We start from the raw sequence: 16,363 nt of genomic DNA on the forward strand, positions 1-16,363 counted from the left end.
CGAAAGCGAGTTTTGATAGGAAATTTAAGAGTATGAGCACTATCGAAGAACGCGTTAAGAAAATTATCGGCGAACAGCTGGGCGTTAAGCAGGAAGAAGTAACCAACAATGCTTCTTTCGTTGAAGACCTGGGCGCAGATTCTCTTGACACCGTTGAGCTGGTAATGGCTCTGGAAGAAGAGTTTGATACTGAGATTCCGGACGAAGAAGCTGAGAAAATCACCACCGTTCAGGCTGCCATTGATTACATCAACGGCCACCAGGCGTAAGTGAACATCTCCAGGCGGTCGTTCGACCGCCTGAGTTTTATCTTTTTGTCCCACTAGAATCATTTTCCCTCCCTGGAGGACAACCGTGTCTAAGCGTCGTGTAGTTGTGACCGGACTGGGCATGTTGTCTCCTGTCGGCAATACCGTAGAGTCTACCTGGAAAGCTCTCCTTGCCGGTCAGAGTGGCATCAGCCTGATCGACCATTTCGATACTAGCGCCTATGCAACGAAATTTGCTGGCTTAGTAAAGGATTTTAACTGTGATGACATTATCTCGCGCAAAGAACAGCGCAAGATGGATGCCTTCATTCAATATGGAATTGTCGCTGGCGTACAGGCCATGCAGGATTCTGGCCTTGAAGTGACGGAAGAGAACGCAAGCCGTATTGGCGCCGCTATCGGCTCCGGTATCGGTGGTCTCGGTCTGATCGAAGAAAACCACAGTTCGCTGGTAAAAGGCGGACCGCGTAAGATTAGCCCGTTCTTCGTCCCGTCGACGATTGTTAACATGGTAGCAGGCCATCTGACTATCATGTATGGTCTGCGTGGGCCAAGCATCTCTATTGCGACTGCCTGTACTTCAGGCGTGCATAACATCGGCCATGCCGCGCGTATCATCGCCTATGGTGATGCGGACGCGATGGTGGCAGGTGGCGCAGAAAAAGCCAGTACGCCGCTGGGCGTAGGTGGTTTTGGCGCAGCGCGCGCGCTGTCGACCCGCAACGATAACCCACAGGCGGCGAGCCGTCCGTGGGATAAAGAACGCGATGGTTTTGTACTGGGCGACGGTGCCGGTATGTTGGTGCTTGAAGAGTACGAACATGCAAAAGCGCGTGGTGCGAAAATCTATGCTGAAATCGTCGGCTTTGGTATGAGCAGCGATGCTTACCATATGACGTCGCCGCCGGAAAATGGCGCAGGCGCTGCGCTGGCGATGGTTAACGCGTTGCGTGATGCCGCGATTGAGCCTGCTCAGATTGGCTACGTTAACGCGCACGGCACGTCGACGCCTGCTGGCGACAAAGCTGAGACGCAGGCGGTTAAGTCAGTCTTTGGCGATGCCGCAAACCGAGTGATGGTGAGCTCGACCAAATCGATGACCGGCCATCTGTTGGGCGCCGCAGGCGCAGTAGAGTCTATTTTCTCTATTCTGGCGCTGCGCGATCGGGCCATTCCGCCAACCATTAATCTGGATAACCCGGATGAATGTTGCGATCTGGACTTCGTGCCGCATGAAGCGCGCCAGGTAAGCGAACTGGAGTACGCTCTGTGTAACTCCTTTGGCTTTGGCGGTACTAACGGTTCGTTGATTTTCAAACGTATCTAGTCAGTACTGTTATGAATAAAAAAGCGGAGCGTCAGGCGCTCCGCTTTTTTACGTATTCTTGATCTGAAGGCTACTGGTACGTAAAGGTTAGTTGGACGACAGTCTTGAATTCCCCTGACGTTACGCGACCCGTCGGTGTGTACATGCGCGCAGAGAGTGGGAAAACGGCCCGGTGGTCATTGTCGTTCACATTCACGGTCAGCGCATCCGCCGGTGAGATTTCCGTCCGGTGATCGCGGGTCATAATTTCCAGTGCCATACCGGTAGCGCTGCCCTGGCTGTTAGCGAATTTGGTGGTATTGTCAGTGTCGGCATCACCGCTGAACAGGGCAGTCACCTGAGTGGTTGATGGCGGGCAGGAGGAGAGGGTCAGTTCAAAATCCTGCCACTCACTGGTATCGCCCACCTTAAGGTAATCAACGGCGCGAGCCTGCTGGAACGTGACCGTCTGTTCCTTTGTGCCCGTATCCACGATGCAGGCAGAAGCAATTACTGTACCGCTCAGGTTAATATCGGTTGCCTGCACGGAATAAATACTGCTTGCCGCCCATAGACAGGCCAACGCGGGGAGCAGTTTATTTATCTGTTGCGCCATTGTCCCGTCCTGGGTTACTGGTAGGTGAAAGTTGCCTGTACCTGGCCCTCGATGGTGCCTGGCATCACGAGGCCTGTTGCCACTGCACGGGAGCGCAGTTTCAGGTCATAGGCATGCGTGTCGGATGAGATTGCGATGTTCTTCAGAGCAGCACCATTTTTATAGGCGTGCTCGCTTTTGTCATCCGTCAACTCAAGCTTCAGGTTGGTGGCCGTGCCGGTATTTTTGTAGAAGTCTGTATCCGTGTCGGCGGTACCAGCAAAGGCTACGCTAAATGAGGTGGTGGAGGCCGGACAATCAGTGAGCGTCAATGTCTTTTCAGCCCATGGGGTAGTGCTGCCACTTGTTTCCAGAGTATTGGCCTGAATCTCGGTCCCCAAATTAATAGCGAGAGATTCATCGCCGCCGTTAACCACACAAGGTGAGGCGATAACGGTACCGGTAATATCAATATTGACCGCCTGGCTGGATGAGGAAAATAACCCACCAAGCGCAATGATGAATACCACTATTTTTTTCCTGTTTGTAACGATCATATATAGTCCCTATTAGTTGTAAGTAACTTTAAGCTCAATGGCTGTTTTGACCTTACCCGCAGTTACGCTTTCAGCATCATCTATAAAATAAGACACTTTAAAGTCAGGCAATGCATAATCCCCGGAGCCGTTATAATTCTGAATCGCGACCGCTGAATTAATTGTATGAGGCGTACCATCGGTATTCTGTATCTGCACATAAACATTTTTCGCGTAGGTATCACCCGTTACAGTATTAAGAACCCCATTGGCCTCGTCGTGGGCTCCATAGACTGCGGAAAAATTATAAGAGATACCATTGATGGCCCCTGGGCAGTTTGTGAGCGTTATCGTCGGTGCCTGAATACTATTTTGTGCACCCGTTTTTAGGCTATTCCCATAAAGTGGGTTGAGTTTAATTTCTGTTGGTGCGTTAATTCCACAAGCCGTATACTTTGGCTGACTGGCCACACCAGAACGGGCCACGAAAGTCACATCTCCATACCCGCTACCCGCTGGGTTATGATAAGAAACAGTAACGCTTGGCACTTCAGTAATGGGGCCCGCCGGTAGTTCATCCGTTAAACGCACCAGCATGTAGCGAATAATTAGGTCGCCGGACGAGTTGACATTACTATTGATGTCTAAACGAAATGGCGCCGTATAATCTTTATCCGGATCTACTACGCCCGCAGGGGTGTAAGTCATTTGATAGGCAATGCCTACACCCGGGTTACTGGTTTTATATACCGTTGCGTCATTAGTAGTCGTTCCCCCTGTCGGTTCGCCATTCACAGTAAAATCAATATAACCTTTTTCGCTGCTAGCTATTATTGGCAATACCCAGTGTTCCCCCCAGTCATCAAACCAGGTTGTCCCCCCGGCCGAACTCGGCATAGTAAATGAGCTGAATTTATAAGGTTTAGTTGATGTATTTGCATTCTTTGTATTTATGATACCTGCAAGAGCATCAACGGACGTTATCAACGGGCACACAGATATTAACAACGCAAGGCCGACTGTTTTTTTCACGAATGCGTTTTCCTTATGACGATTATGGTCATCGTTATTAACGACATGATTCTTGCGTTTCCATCACACCATCAGCAGCATTCATTTCTGTTAAATTGAATGTTACGTGACAGGTGTCATTCGCTGTACGGCCCCACGTTACCTTTAAGGTTCCGCGTTCGGGCGCACCGGTAAGGTAGACTTGCCCGTGGTCACCCACGATGAAGCTCTTATCCGCAGATTGACCCTCTATCGTTGCCAGCGCTCCAAATGGCACCATCTCCGTAGGGGGTCGCGACAAATTCATGAGTACCCTTTTACCGATACGGGTATCAAAATGTGCGCGTACAATTGCGCCGCGCGTGGGGGTAATCATCTGGCTGGTCAAGTCGACGTCAGCACCATCAGGCAGCGTTTCGGTATCCAGTGAGACGGCGGTTTCACGGTACGGCGTCACGTAAGGCACCACGGTGTAACCGCGGAAGTCAGTTTTTACACCCGTCTGGTTGCCTATCGTAACCCCATTCGCCCCAGGGGCTTCTACCAGTGCTGAGGTTTCGCCCAACGACTGGCTAAGTGTGACGCCATGTGCGTGGGCAACAATGCCACCTTCCATGCCGTAGTTAACGCGTTTCTGGTCGTTGTCATAGCTGTAGGCACCATTCATTCGTGCGTAGGTCCCCTGATAATCGAGGCTGGCGTAACCGCCATTGCCTTCACCGTGATTCGTTTCGCTCTGCTGGAGACTCCAGTTCAGGTTATTGTCTTCCAACGCTGACCCGTTTAACCCGACGGTATGGTTGGTATTGCCCCGTTTGCTGGTATTCAGGTTGTAGGTGGCGTAACTGTGGCTCAACCAGCGGTCGAGCGGGATATTTATGCTCAGTGAGAAGACCTGATCTTCATCGTAGATTTTGTCGCTGTCGTTACTGTCGGTGGTATTGCGGTTATAGCTGTAGTTGATGTTGTACGTCACGCCGCTCCAGTTATTGCTGTAACCCACACCGAGAGAGCGCATCTTCCGGTCACTGTTCCAGTAATCTTCGCTAATGGCATTGAGCGACAGTGACCCCAGACTCTCACCGATGCTCTGGTTAAGCTGAAATTCAGCACGGTTGCGGCGGCGGTCGTTATTATTTTGCGACTCGTCGTCACGCCAGGTATCCAGCACCTCCTGGAGGGTGTAGTAGCCCGATGTAGAGTAGCGATAACCCGAAATAGAGATATTGGTGCCGGTTTCGAGAATATTTTTACTGTAACGGATGCGCCAGGACTGGCCGCTCTCTTTATCCTGATCTTTTTGCGTTGACCATGCCTGAGTGCCATCCACCGAGACGGCACCCAACTCGCCGAGGTTTTTTCCAAGCCCGGTGAGCAGGGACTTGTAGTGTTGTGAGAGCTGGCCTCCGCCATATACCGTAAACCCGGCTGGCAGGCCGTAAATCAGGGTGGCCTGGGTAAACATTTTTTTGTCGATATCGCTCTCATAGGGGCGATACTGGCCGCTGGTCACGCTGTACTTCAGCCGCCCTTCGCGCTGCAGAATAGGCAGAGAGGCGAAGGCCACCGTCTGATGCTGTTCGCTACCGTCGGCCTCTTTAATTGTGACGTCAAGATCGCCGCTGCTACCAGTCGGGTACATATCGGTAATCTCAAATGCGCCCGGCGAAACATAGCTTTGATAAATGGTGTAACCATTCTGTTTGATAATTACCTGCGCGTTAGTACGGGCGATACCGCGCACCACCGGCGCGTAGCCGCGCAGGCTATCAGGCAACATATCATCGTCGGAGGCCAACTGCGCGCCGCGGAACGGCACGCTATCAAACAGCTCGGAGGGCGCGGTGCTGTCGCCGAGCGTTAGCTGACTTTTCAGCGCGATAATATTGCGCTGGGCGTAGGTGTAGAGCGAATCCCAGCTTTCATCGGCGCTATCGCCGTTGACGTTGCGATTCCAGGTGCTGTAGTTGCGAATGCGCCAGGGGCCGATATTCAGGCCCGGACGCAGGCTCAGATAATAGCTGTCAGAGTCGATCATATCGCCGCGGCGCGCTTCGGTGTTGGCGCCGGAAAAACTATAGTTGAGCAGCAGGGCGTTAATGCCTTCATTGAGCCGTTCCGGGGCGACGTAGCCGCGGGCATGGCTGTCTACGGCGGCCTGCGGAATAGACAGCCGTAGCTGCTGGCGTTCAAAGGCGAACTCGGCGCTGGCCTGCGGGATCGCCGCCAGGTTAGCGCAGTCGCCGTGATCAGCAAGATTTGGAAACGCGTCGGTACGAATACCGAACTCGCGCAGTGAGTCAACGCTGAAGCAGGGCTGCAGAGTGGTGTTGCCTGTCGTATCTTTTTGCATAACAAAATTAACGTCATGCACGCCAGCGGACGTTTTATTCACAATGACGTCAACGCGATAGGTGCCAGGCATTTGGCCGATGCCTTCTTCAAAAGCGGAAAGATCGGTAAGTTCTTTTCCCGGCCCGTCGATCCCCAACAGCGCTGGGTTAAAATATTCGCGGGCAAACGCAGTGTTACTGGCTGGCAGTGCGCACTGCAGGGCGATAAAGCAGGCGATTCGACTGAGCGTCATTATTTTTTTGTATGCGTCTGCATTCATCCCGATATCCTTTCGATGTGGTCTCACAGGCGAGTGCGGTGTTCAGACCCGATAGAGCCGAAATCGTTAATAAGTGTCCAGGTTACGTCGCCGCTGGCCTCGGCGGGCGCGGTAAAGCTGGCGGAGCTCATCGGCGCGACATAGGTAGCGTCTTTCACGGTGCTGGTTCCTATCTTCACCGTGCTGAAGTTCATATAGTAGGCTGTAGGATTGGTCACGGTAAGACGGTTACCGCTGTGCTGCCAGGTCAGCTTCGCGGTGACGTTTTCCGGTTGCTCCGTCAACGCCTGCGGACGGTAAATTAATTTAATGCGGGTTTTCACCGCAATTTGCAGAGTGTTAACGTTATCCTGCTTTTCCGTCGTCGATGGGATCGACTTAATATTCATCCAGTAGAGGGACTCACGATCTTCCGGCAGATTGCTGCCAGTACGGAGAATTCTCAGATTATTTTCCTGCCCTGCGCCTAAACGAAAGAGCGGCGGCGTGACCATAAACGGCGATTTATCGCTGCTTTTTTCCCCGGCGTCACTCCATGACTGAATGAGATAAGAAGATTGGTCCGGATTTTTAACGCTAATCGACGTTTCTTTTTTATCGCCGTTATAAATAATACGGGTTCCACCGATAATAACACCAGCCTGTACGGTTGCCGTAGTGAATATAAGCGTGGCGGCAGTGAGTAAACTATATTTATTCATGGAGTATCTCTGAAGCAAAGCCGGGTCCATCCGGCTTTATTGGTTTACTAAAACGAGAGAATAAATTCCGCGCGATTAGTTGTAGGTCAGGGTAAAGTTAACGACGCCGTTGGCTTCGCCGCCTGATACGCTATCTTCTGTCGCGATATAACGGGCGAAAAAGTCGAGGTTCGTTTCTTCTGCCGCATCGGAGGCAATGGTAACGGATTTAGACGCAGTACCCAGCGGCAGTTCGCTGGTATCGCTATTCAACAACTGGATAGCGACACCTTTAGCGACGCCAGTAGTACCGTAACCGGTGATTTGTAGATAGTCGTTATTCAGGGTGTCCGGCATACCGTCATATTTTACGGAAACCGGTTTTCCCAGCAGCTCTGCAGGGCAGGCGGTTAATACCAGTGAAAATTTGGTGGTTGCTGCCGTTGAACCAGCGTTGGTAAACGCTGTTTTAGAGACCTCGCCCAGCTTGACATCCTGAGAACTGGTGACACTGCCGTTAATTTCGCAACCTGCTTCGATGATTTTGCCGGTAAAATTAACCTGGCCATCCTGAGCCATTGCAGTCGAAGCAAGCCCCATTGCGGTGAATAATACGGTAGCGGCAAATTTTCCTTTCATTAAAAATATCCTTTCATGGTTGACTACGATACGTAGATATTACTCAGCGCACGATAAATATGGCTTTGAGTAATAAATATATTAATTCATGACTTTCTAATTGTAATATTAAATATGATAGGGTAACGTCAGACGATACTCGATTACATTCTGACTACCTGTGAAAGTTATGACCATAAATAATATCTAATTAATGCTTTTTGTTTTGCTAAATATATTCACCAAATAAATTAACTGTGTCATTTAAGATGTTGTGATTAATATTATTGTTATGATTAACATAAATATGCCTTTTCTTATTAAAATAAGGAAAACCTGAGAAATAACGTGTTATCTTGCTGGCAAAGTCCTTGCGCGCAGGCCATTCCCCTGACACTCTGATGGGCGGTTATCTGGAGGATGAATGTATCTGATTAACGGCCAATCCACTGAACGACTCGCGGTGAATGATCGGGGGGTGCAGTTCGGAGACGGTTGCTTTACCACTGCTCGGATCGCGGCGGGGGAGATTACCCTGTTTTCCCGTCATCTGGCTCGCCTGGAAGAAACGTGCTCTCGTTTGGCGATCCCCTTTAACGATTGGGATGTATTAGCAAAAGAGATGCGCCACCTGGCACAACCGCATCGGGAAGGCGTGCTGAAAGTGATAATTACCCGCGGCGCAGGCGGACGCGGTTACAGCGCCGCCAGTTGTCAATCACCCACACGGATTCTTAGCGTGTCGCCTTATCCTGCCCACTACGCCCGCTGGAAAGACGAGGGGATTACTCTTACCCTTAGTCCCATACCGCTTGGGCGCAATCCTTATCTTGCCGGATTAAAACATCTGAACCGCCTCGAACAGGTGTTGATTCGCTCTCATCTTGAGCAGACGGACGCCGATGAGGCGCTGGTTCTTGACAGCGAGGGATGGGTTACGGAATGCTGTGCGGCTAATTTGTTCTGGCGTACAGGCGACATTGTTTTTACGCCGCGTCTGGATCAGGCTGGGGTGAACGGCATTATGCGACAATTTTGTTTACGCCAACTGGCGCAATCTCCTTTCCAGGTTCTTGAAGTACAGGCGAGAGAGGAGGCGGTCAGGCAGGCGGATGAGATTATCATTTGCAACGCGCTAATGCCGATTATTCCCATACGCGCCTATCACGGGACGTCGTATTCTTCGCGAACACTGTTTCAATTTTTAGCCCCATTTTGTGAGCATCCGAATTAGTTATGAAAAAATTGTCAGGCGTTTTCCTTCTGCTGTTGGTTGTGCTGGGTATTGCCGCGGGCGTGGGGATGTGGAAAGTTCGCCATCTGGCGAACAGCACGTTACTTATTAAAAACGAGACTATCTTTACGCTCAAGGCGGGAACGGGGCGGCTGGCGCTTGGCGACCAGCTTTATGATGAAAAAATCATTAATCGCCCCCGGGTATTTCAGTGGCTGCTGCGCGTGGAGCCTGAGTTATCGCACTTTAAAGCGGGAACTTACCGTTTTACGCCGGGGATGACCGTACGGGAGATGCTTGAGTTGCTGGAGAGCGGCAAAGAAGCGCAATTCCCGTTGCGGTTTGTGGAAGGGATGCGCCTTAGCGATTACCTGAAACAGTTACGAGAGGCGCCGTATATTCGCCATACATTGCCGGATGATGACTACGTCACTGTCGCTCAGGCACTAAAGCTTGCGCATCCGGAATGGGTAGAAGGGTGGTTCTGGCCCGATACCTGGATGTATACCGCCAACACCAGCGATGTCGCTATTCTCAAGCGAGCGCATCAAAAGATGGTGAAAGCTGTCGATACTGTCTGGAAAGGTCGGGCCGAGGGGCTGCCTTATAAAGATCAGAACCAACTGGTGACAATGGCCTCGATTATTGAAAAAGAGACGGCTGTCGCCAGCGAACGCGATCAGGTGGCCTCAGTCTTTATTAATCGCCTGAGAATCGGTATGCGCCTTCAGACCGATCCCACCGTGATTTACGGGATGGGGACGAGTTATAATGGTAACTTGTCGCGTGCGGATCTGGAAAAGCCGACGGCTTATAACACGTATACCATAACCGGGCTGCCGCCAGGACCGATTGCATCGCCCAGTGAAGCGTCATTGCAGGCGGCGGCGCATCCGGCGAAAACGCCGTATCTCTATTTTGTGGCCGACGGTAAAGGCGGTCACACATTTAACACCAATCTTGCCAGCCATAATCGGTCAGTGCAGGAGTACCTGAAAGTGCTTAAGGAAAAAAATGGGCAGTAATTATATCGTCATCGAGGGCCTGGAAGGCGCCGGAAAAACCACTGCGCGCGACGTGGTGGTGGAGACCCTTGAGCAACTGGGTATTCGTAACATGATTTTTACCCGTGAGCCGGGCGGTACGCAGCTTGCCGAAAAACTAAGAAGTCTGGTGCTGGATATTCGATCGGTAGGCGACGAAGTGATTACCGATAAAGCGGAAGTGCTGATGTTTTATGCCGCTCGCGTACAGCTCGTCGAAACGGTAATCAAACCCGCGCTGGCGCAAGGCGTATGGGTGATCGGCGATCGCCACGATCTCTCGACCCAGGCGTATCAGGGGGGGGGGCGCGGCATTGATCAAACCATGCTGGCGACACTACGCGATGCCGTGCTGGGCGATTTTCGCCCTGACCTGACGCTGTATCTGGATGTCACGCCGGAAGTTGGGCTAAAACGCGCCAGAGCGCGCGGCGATTTGGATCGCATTGAGCAGGAATCTTTTGATTTCTTTAACCGGACTCGCGCGCGCTATCTGGAACTGGCGGCGCAAGACTCGCGTATCCGCACCATTGACGCGACCCAGCCGCTGGATGCCGTCATGCGCGACATTCGCGCCACGGTGACGAAGTGGGTGCAGGAGCAAGCGGCATGAAATGGTATCCATGGTTACGGCCCGCCTATGAAAAACTGGTAGAAAGTTACCAGGCGGGACGTGGGCACCATGCGCTACTGATTCAGGCCTTACCTGGCATGGGCGACGAGGCGCTGTGCTATGCGCTGAGCCGTTATCTGTTATGCCAGCAGCCTGAGGGCCACAAAAGCTGTGGGCATTGCCGTGGCTGTCAGCTTATGCAGGCTGGCACGCATCCGGACTATTACACGCTGACGCCGGATAAAGGCAAAAGCAGCCTCGGCGTAGATGCGGTACGCGAGGTCAGCGAGAAATTGTATGAGCACTCCCGTTTGGGCGGCGCGAAGGTGGTGTGGATTGCGGATGCGGCGCTATTAACCGACGCCGCCGCCAATGCGTTGCTCAAAACGCTGGAAGAGCCGCCGGAGCAAACCTGGTTTTTCCTTGCCAGCCCGGAGCCTGCTCGTCTGTTGGCGACATTACGCAGCCGCTGCCGGCTGCATCATCTGGCGCCGCCGTCTGAATCGTATGCGATGTCATGGCTGTCGCGAGAAGTGACGGCGTCACAAGAAGCATTGCTCACGGCGCTACGCCTGAATGCGGGGTCGCCCGGCGCCGCGCTGGCTCTGTTGCAGTCTGAACGCTGGGCGCAGCGTGAGGCGCTGTGTCAGGCGTTAATGGACAGTTTGCATACGGGCGACTGGTATGCGGTACTAACGGCGCTCAATCATGAGCAAGCCCCGGCGCGCCTGCACTGGCTGGCGACGCTGCTGGTAGACGCGCTGAAACGTCAGCACGGCGCGTCGTACCTGACAAACGTTGATGCGGACGCGGTTGTTGCCGCGCTGGCGGGGCCGCTATCCCCGGCGCGTATTCAGGCAATCCTGAACGATGTTTGCCACTGTCGTGATCAATTACTTCATGTGACCGGATTAAACCGCGAACTGGTATTAACCGATCTTATTCTCCGCATCGAGCATTACCTGCAACCAGGCACCTTGTTGCCTGTTCCTCATCTTTGAGAGAGACATTATGTTTTTAGTCGACTCACACTGCCATCTTGATGGTCTGGATTATCAATCTTTGCATAAGGACGTGGACGATGTGCTGGCGAAAGCCGCCGCGCGCGATGTGAAGTTCTGTTTAGCGGTGGCGACGACGCTGCCGGGGTATCGCCATATGCGCGAGCTGGTGGGCAAGCGCGAGAATGTGGTCTTTTCCTGCGGCGTGCATCCGTTAAATCAGGATGAAGCATATGACGTAGAAGAACTGCGCCTCCTTGCTGCAGAAGACGATGTGGTGGCGATGGGCGAGACCGGGCTTGATTATTTTTACACGCCTGAGACCAAAATCCGCCAGCAGGCGTCTTTTATTCATCATATCCAGATTGGCCGCGAATTGCATAAACCGGTAATTGTCCATACTCGCGACGCGCGTGCCGATACGCTGGCTATCCTGCGCGAAGAAAAAGTGACGGATTGCGGCGGCGTACTACACTGTTTTACAGAAGACAGAGAAACGGCCGGCAAATTGCTGGATCTGGGGTTTTATATCTCTTTTTCCGGCATCGTAACGTTCCGTAACGCTGAACAGTTGCGTGATGCGGCGCGTTATGTGCCGCTGGATCGGTTATTAGTCGAGACCGATTCTCCTTATCTGGCGCCGGTGCCGCATCGCGGTAAAGAGAACCAGCCTGCGATGGTACGCGACGTCGCAGAATATATGGCGGTATTGAAAGGGGTTGCCGTTGAAGAACTGGCGCAGACCACCACCGATAACTTTGCTCGCCTGTTCCATATTGACGCGTCTCGCCTGTCATCAATCCGTTAAACGAGTTTTTTTAAAGCTCGTAATTAATAATTAAAACGCGTAAAGTTCACCGCCACAAAATGGGCGGTGAACCAGCTTATAGAAACATTCAGAAACTCATTTTGGCAGAATGTGATACTTTTTAGGCTATCTGGCGTTGAAACGTGATAGCCGTCAAACAAAATCAGGCGTATTTATTTTACTCTGTGTAATAAATAAAAGGGCACTTAGATGTCCTGTCCACGGCGGGGTTCTCCCCCCTCGCCAATGCGTGAGAACGTAGAAAAGCACAAATACTCAGGAGCACTCTCAATTATGTTTAAGAATGCATTTGCTAACCTGCAAAAGGTCGGTAAATCGCTGATGCTGCCGGTATCCGTACTCCCTATCGCAGGTATCCTGCTGGGTGTCGGTTCCGCTAACTTCAGCTGGCTGCCAGCCGTTGTATCGCACGTTATGGCGGAAGCGGGCGGATCTGTTTTTGCCAATATGCCGCTGATTTTCGCTATCGGCGTGGCGCTGGGCTTCACCAACAACGATGGCGTTTCGGCTCTGGCGGCGGTAGTAGCGTATGGCATCATGGTGAAAACCATGGCTGTGGTTGCGCCGCTGGTTCTGCATTTACCTGCTGAAGAGATCGCCGCTAAACACCTTGCTGATACGGGTGTTCTGGGGGGGATTATCTCCGGTGCGATCGCAGCGTATATGTTTAACCGCTTCTACCGTATCAAACTGCCTGAGTATCTGGGCTTCTTTGCGGGTAAACGCTTCGTGCCGATCATTTCGGGTCTGGCCGCTATTTTTACCGGTGTGGTGCTGTCTTTCGTATGGCCGCCAGTCGGTACGGCTATCCAGGCGTTTTCGCAGTGGGCGGCTTATCAGAACCCGGTTGTCGCGTTTGGCATTTACGGTTTTATCGAGCGTTGCCTGGTGCCGTTTGGTCTGCATCATATCTGGAACGTTCCTTTCCAGATGCAGATCGGCGAATACACCAACGCTGCGGGCCAGGTATTCCACGGCGACATTCCGCGCTATATGGCGGGCGACCCGACGGCGGGTATGTTGTCTGGCGGCTTCCTGTTCAAAATGTACGGTCTGCCGGCTGCGGCTATTGCTATCTGGCACTCTGCTAAACCGGAAAACCGCGCAAAGGTGGGCGGTATCATGATTTCCGCCGCGCTGACCTCGTTTTTGACGGGTATTACCGAGCCTATCGAGTTCTCCTTCATGTTCGTGGCGCCGATCCTGTACATTATTCACGCGATTCTGGCAGGTCTGGCATTCCCGATCTGTATCCTGCTGGGGATGCGTGACGGTACGTCGTTCTCCCACGGTCTGATCGACTTTATCGTGCTGTCCGGTAACAGCAGCAAATTGTGGCTGTTCCCGATTGTTGGCGCCGGTTATGCGATTGTGTACTACACCGTGTTCCGCGTGCTGATCAAAGCGCTGGATCTGAAAACGCCGGGTCGTGAAGACACTACTGATGACGCAAAAGCGGGCGCGACCAGCGAAATGGCGCCGGCTTTGGTTGCGGCGTTTGGCGGTAAAGAGAACATCACTAACCTGGATGCCTGTATCACGCGTCTGCGCGTGAGCGTAGCCGATGTAGCGAAAGTGGATCAGGCTGGCCTGAAGAAACTGGGCGCGGCAGGCGTTGTCGTCGCGGGTTCCGGCGTTCAGGCTATTTTCGGTACGAAATCCGATAACCTGAAAACGGAAATGGATGAGTACATCCGTAACAGCTAAGCAGTAATGATGTTGGGGAGAATTAAGGCAGCCATTCGGCTGCCTTTTTTAATGGCGCTTTATATGCCGCTCTCCGACAGTCTGTCAGAACTGATAATTGGCGGTGAGGCTGACGTTACGCGGCGCGCCGTAAACAATGGAACCATCAATATTGGTGTCGTAGGTTTTATCGAACAGGTTGTTGATATTTCCCTGTACGGAGAAATTTTTCGTCACCTGATAGCGGGTAAACAGATCGACCAGCGCATAGCTGCCCTGTTCGGCGCGGAAAGTGCCGTACGGCGTCGTGGTATCTTTGTAAACCCGATTCTGCCAGTTCACGCCGCCGCCGACCGTCAGCTCCGGCATCGCCGACAGACGATAGCGGGTGAATAACTTCACGCTGGTGCGCGGGAGATTAGGGTTCACGGCGTTACCTTCATTGTCCTCGGCAACATATCGGGTAGCCCCGAAAGTCATCTGCCAGTTATCGGTAATTGCGCCGTTCACTTCGAATTCGACGCCTTTGCTCACCGTTCCGTCAGTAGACTTCCAGGCAAACTCCCCATTACTGCCAGGGATGGGAATAGTGGTTGCCTGAGCGACGTTATTCTGCTCAATGCGGAACACGGACAACGTGGTGGTGAGGCGGCTGTTCATCCAGTCGGACTTCAGGCCCGCTTCATAGTTATTACCGGTAATCGGAGCCAGATATTGACCCGCTTTGTCGCGTTTATTTTGCGGCTGAAAGATAGAGGTATAACTGGCATAAGCGGACCAGTTGTCGTTGATATCATAAATCAGCCCGGCATACGGCGTGGTATGGTTTTTCTCCATGCTGTAGGTCAGTGTATCAACACGCCAGTTGGTATAACGAGCGCCAAGAATCAGATGCAGCGGGTCGGCCAGCGAAATGCGCGTAGCGGCATACAGCGATTTCATATGCGTGGTATCGTCCTGCGCCAGATTTTGTGGTGCCCAGTGGGTTTGGGGGAAATTACCGTTAAAGGCGCTGAAGTTGCCAATGTCGTCCGGAAAGACGTTCGCCCAGGCGCTAAAATAGCGGTTATTCTGCTTACTATAACTGCCGCCAAACATCATATTGTGCTGACGGCCAAACAGCTCATAAGCGCCATCGGCAAAGAGATCTATGGCATCTACTTTGCGCTTGCCGCTGTTCCAGCCCGTACCGCCGACCACGGGGTAGCTTGCGCCATAAGGACTCACTAGCGTACCTGTCTCTTTATCGACTAACGCATCGATATACATCATTTTACTGTCGAATTTGACCTCAGTATGGGTCGCATTCAGGGTCGCCTGCCAGCTTTCGGCAAAACGCTGCTTAAGCGTGACGAAGAATTTATTTATCTCTTTGTTGTTATAAGCCCAGTCCGGGGCGGTACTACGCGCGCGGTCATAGCTATTTTTGCTGCCATCGGTGTTCCAGCGCGGCAGACCGCCCCAGGTCGGGCTATTGACATCAATTTTTTGATATTCATAACCGGCTGAAAGGCCAGTGGTTGCACCCAGATCGGCATCGACAATTCCGGAAAAGAACGCTTTCTCACTGTTATAGCGGTCCAGCCAGGAATCATTATTCTGATAACCCGCCACGATGCGCCCACGGACATTGCCGTCTGCGGTGAGCGGACTTTGCAGATCCATGACGTAACGCTGCTTATTCCAGCTACCGTATTCTGTGGAGACGTTACCTTTGAACTCCCGACTGGTGGCGTGTTTACGAATCATATTTATTGAGGCAGAAGGATTACCGGTTCCGGTCATCAGCCCATTCGCGCCGCGAACCACCTCCACGCGCTCATACAGCGCGGTATCCGTTAGCGCATCGCCCAGATTCCAGCGGGACTCAAAATACGTTGGAATACCGTCAACCATATAGTTGTCAATTTCAAACCCGCGCGAGTAATAACTGATGCGATCGGAGTCGGCCTGGCTTCCACTGATCCCCAGCGTATTGGTCATCACCTCGCCCAGGGTTTGCAACTGCTGGTCTTCCATACGCTGCTGGCTGACAATACTGACCGACTGCGGGATATCGCGCTGAGTCATCGGCATTTTGGTGCCCGCTGCGGTCGTTTTCACGCTGTAATCTTGTTCTTCACGGTTTACGGTGTCAGCGGTCGTCGCGCCCTCGACAATAACGGTATCCTCAGCCGCGAAGGCGGCAGGCATAAATGCCATCGCCATACCCATGGCTAACAGCGACGGTGCGGCGGTGGACTGAAGGTGTTTGTCCCGGCGGTATTGAATGAAAGACATCTGAAAATCCTTGCTTGTTATTGGGGTCAGTTCAGGACGTATGACGTT

Annotated in this window: 15 protein-coding genes; 8 read left to right on the forward strand and 7 right to left on the reverse strand. The window is 52.4% G+C overall.

Going from position 1 to position 16,363, the window contains the following annotated elements:
• Nucleotides 1-32 precede the first annotated feature (32 nt).
• Entirely contained in the window at nucleotides 33-269 is a 237-nt protein-coding gene (gene acpP, locus ACLD11_RS12500) for an acyl carrier protein (RefSeq protein WP_000103754.1), read from the forward strand.
• Between the two features lie 85 nt (nucleotides 270-354).
• Complete coding sequence (gene fabF, locus ACLD11_RS12505; RefSeq protein WP_411014965.1) at nucleotides 355-1,596, forward strand: beta-ketoacyl-ACP synthase II; 1,242 nt, start codon at nucleotides 355-357, stop codon at nucleotides 1,594-1,596.
• Nucleotides 1,597-1,666: 70 nt separating this feature from the next.
• Here the strand turns inward: fabF and ACLD11_RS12510 are convergent, their stop codons facing one another.
• From ACLD11_RS12510 to ACLD11_RS12535, 6 genes are all read right to left on the reverse strand, one after another.
• A complete protein-coding gene (locus tag ACLD11_RS12510) occupies nucleotides 1,667-2,191 on the reverse strand; it encodes a fimbrial protein (protein WP_411011651.1) in 525 nt (174 codons plus the stop codon).
• A 14-nt stretch (nucleotides 2,192-2,205) separates the two neighbouring features.
• Nucleotides 2,206-2,727 (reverse strand): fimbrial protein, encoded by a 522-nt coding sequence (locus ACLD11_RS12515; RefSeq protein ID WP_411014966.1) that lies wholly within the window; start codon nucleotides 2,725-2,727, stop codon nucleotides 2,206-2,208.
• 12 nt (nucleotides 2,728-2,739) lie between these two features.
• Nucleotides 2,740-3,738 (reverse strand): fimbrial protein, encoded by a 999-nt coding sequence (locus tag ACLD11_RS12520; RefSeq protein ID WP_411014967.1) that lies wholly within the window; start codon nucleotides 3,736-3,738, stop codon nucleotides 2,740-2,742.
• A gap of 37 nt (nucleotides 3,739-3,775) precedes the next feature.
• Nucleotides 3,776-6,331 (reverse strand): fimbria/pilus outer membrane usher protein, encoded by a 2,556-nt coding sequence (locus tag ACLD11_RS12525; RefSeq protein WP_411011654.1) that lies wholly within the window; start codon nucleotides 6,329-6,331, stop codon nucleotides 3,776-3,778.
• 23 nt (nucleotides 6,332-6,354) lie between these two features.
• Nucleotides 6,355-7,032: a molecular chaperone gene (locus tag ACLD11_RS12530; protein ID WP_411011655.1), complete on the reverse strand. Its 678-nt coding sequence runs from the start codon at nucleotides 7,030-7,032 to the stop codon at nucleotides 6,355-6,357.
• Nucleotides 7,033-7,107: 75 nt separating this feature from the next.
• A complete protein-coding gene (locus ACLD11_RS12535; RefSeq protein WP_411011656.1) occupies nucleotides 7,108-7,650 on the reverse strand; it encodes a fimbrial protein in 543 nt (180 codons plus the stop codon).
• Between the two features lie 403 nt (nucleotides 7,651-8,053).
• Between ACLD11_RS12535 and pabC the strand changes: the two genes are divergently transcribed.
• The 6 genes from pabC (at nucleotide 8,054) to ptsG (ending at nucleotide 14,056) form a co-directional block, all read left to right on the forward strand.
• Nucleotides 8,054-8,863 carry an aminodeoxychorismate lyase gene (pabC, locus tag ACLD11_RS12540; protein WP_183060546.1) on the forward strand — a complete coding sequence of 270 codons (810 nt, stop codon included), beginning with the start codon at nucleotides 8,054-8,056 and terminating at the stop codon, nucleotides 8,861-8,863.
• 2 nt (nucleotides 8,864-8,865) lie between these two features.
• Nucleotides 8,866-9,888, forward strand: a complete 1,023-nt coding sequence (yceG, locus tag ACLD11_RS12545) for a cell division protein YceG (RefSeq protein WP_350379136.1) — start codon at nucleotides 8,866-8,868, stop codon at nucleotides 9,886-9,888.
• Nucleotides 9,878-10,519, forward strand: a complete 642-nt coding sequence (gene tmk, locus ACLD11_RS12550) for a dTMP kinase (protein ID WP_000535399.1) — start codon at nucleotides 9,878-9,880, stop codon at nucleotides 10,517-10,519. The genes yceG and tmk overlap by 11 nt, the downstream gene beginning before the upstream one ends.
• Complete coding sequence (gene holB / locus ACLD11_RS12555) at nucleotides 10,516-11,520, forward strand: DNA polymerase III subunit delta' (RefSeq protein ID WP_000872453.1); 1,005 nt, start codon at nucleotides 10,516-10,518, stop codon at nucleotides 11,518-11,520. Before tmk ends, holB begins: the two co-directional genes overlap by 4 nt.
• A gap of 10 nt (nucleotides 11,521-11,530) precedes the next feature.
• Nucleotides 11,531-12,328: a metal-dependent hydrolase gene (locus tag ACLD11_RS12560; RefSeq protein ID WP_183060541.1), complete on the forward strand. Its 798-nt coding sequence runs from the start codon at nucleotides 11,531-11,533 to the stop codon at nucleotides 12,326-12,328.
• 294 nt (nucleotides 12,329-12,622) lie between these two features.
• Nucleotides 12,623-14,056 carry a PTS glucose transporter subunit IIBC gene (gene ptsG, locus ACLD11_RS12565; protein WP_000475708.1) on the forward strand — a complete coding sequence of 478 codons (1,434 nt, stop codon included), beginning with the start codon at nucleotides 12,623-12,625 and terminating at the stop codon, nucleotides 14,054-14,056.
• Between the two features lie 84 nt (nucleotides 14,057-14,140).
• On the opposite strand, the gene fhuE is transcribed toward ptsG, so the two are convergent.
• Entirely contained in the window at nucleotides 14,141-16,315 is a 2,175-nt protein-coding gene (fhuE, locus tag ACLD11_RS12570; protein WP_411014968.1) for a ferric-rhodotorulic acid/ferric-coprogen receptor FhuE, read from the reverse strand.
• Nucleotides 16,316-16,363: the final 48 nt, after the last annotated feature.

It is taken from the genome of Salmonella sp. 741265116_PST, from assembly GCF_046567715.1.
GTDB classification, from domain to species: domain Bacteria; phylum Pseudomonadota; class Gammaproteobacteria; order Enterobacterales; family Enterobacteriaceae; genus Salmonella; species Salmonella enterica.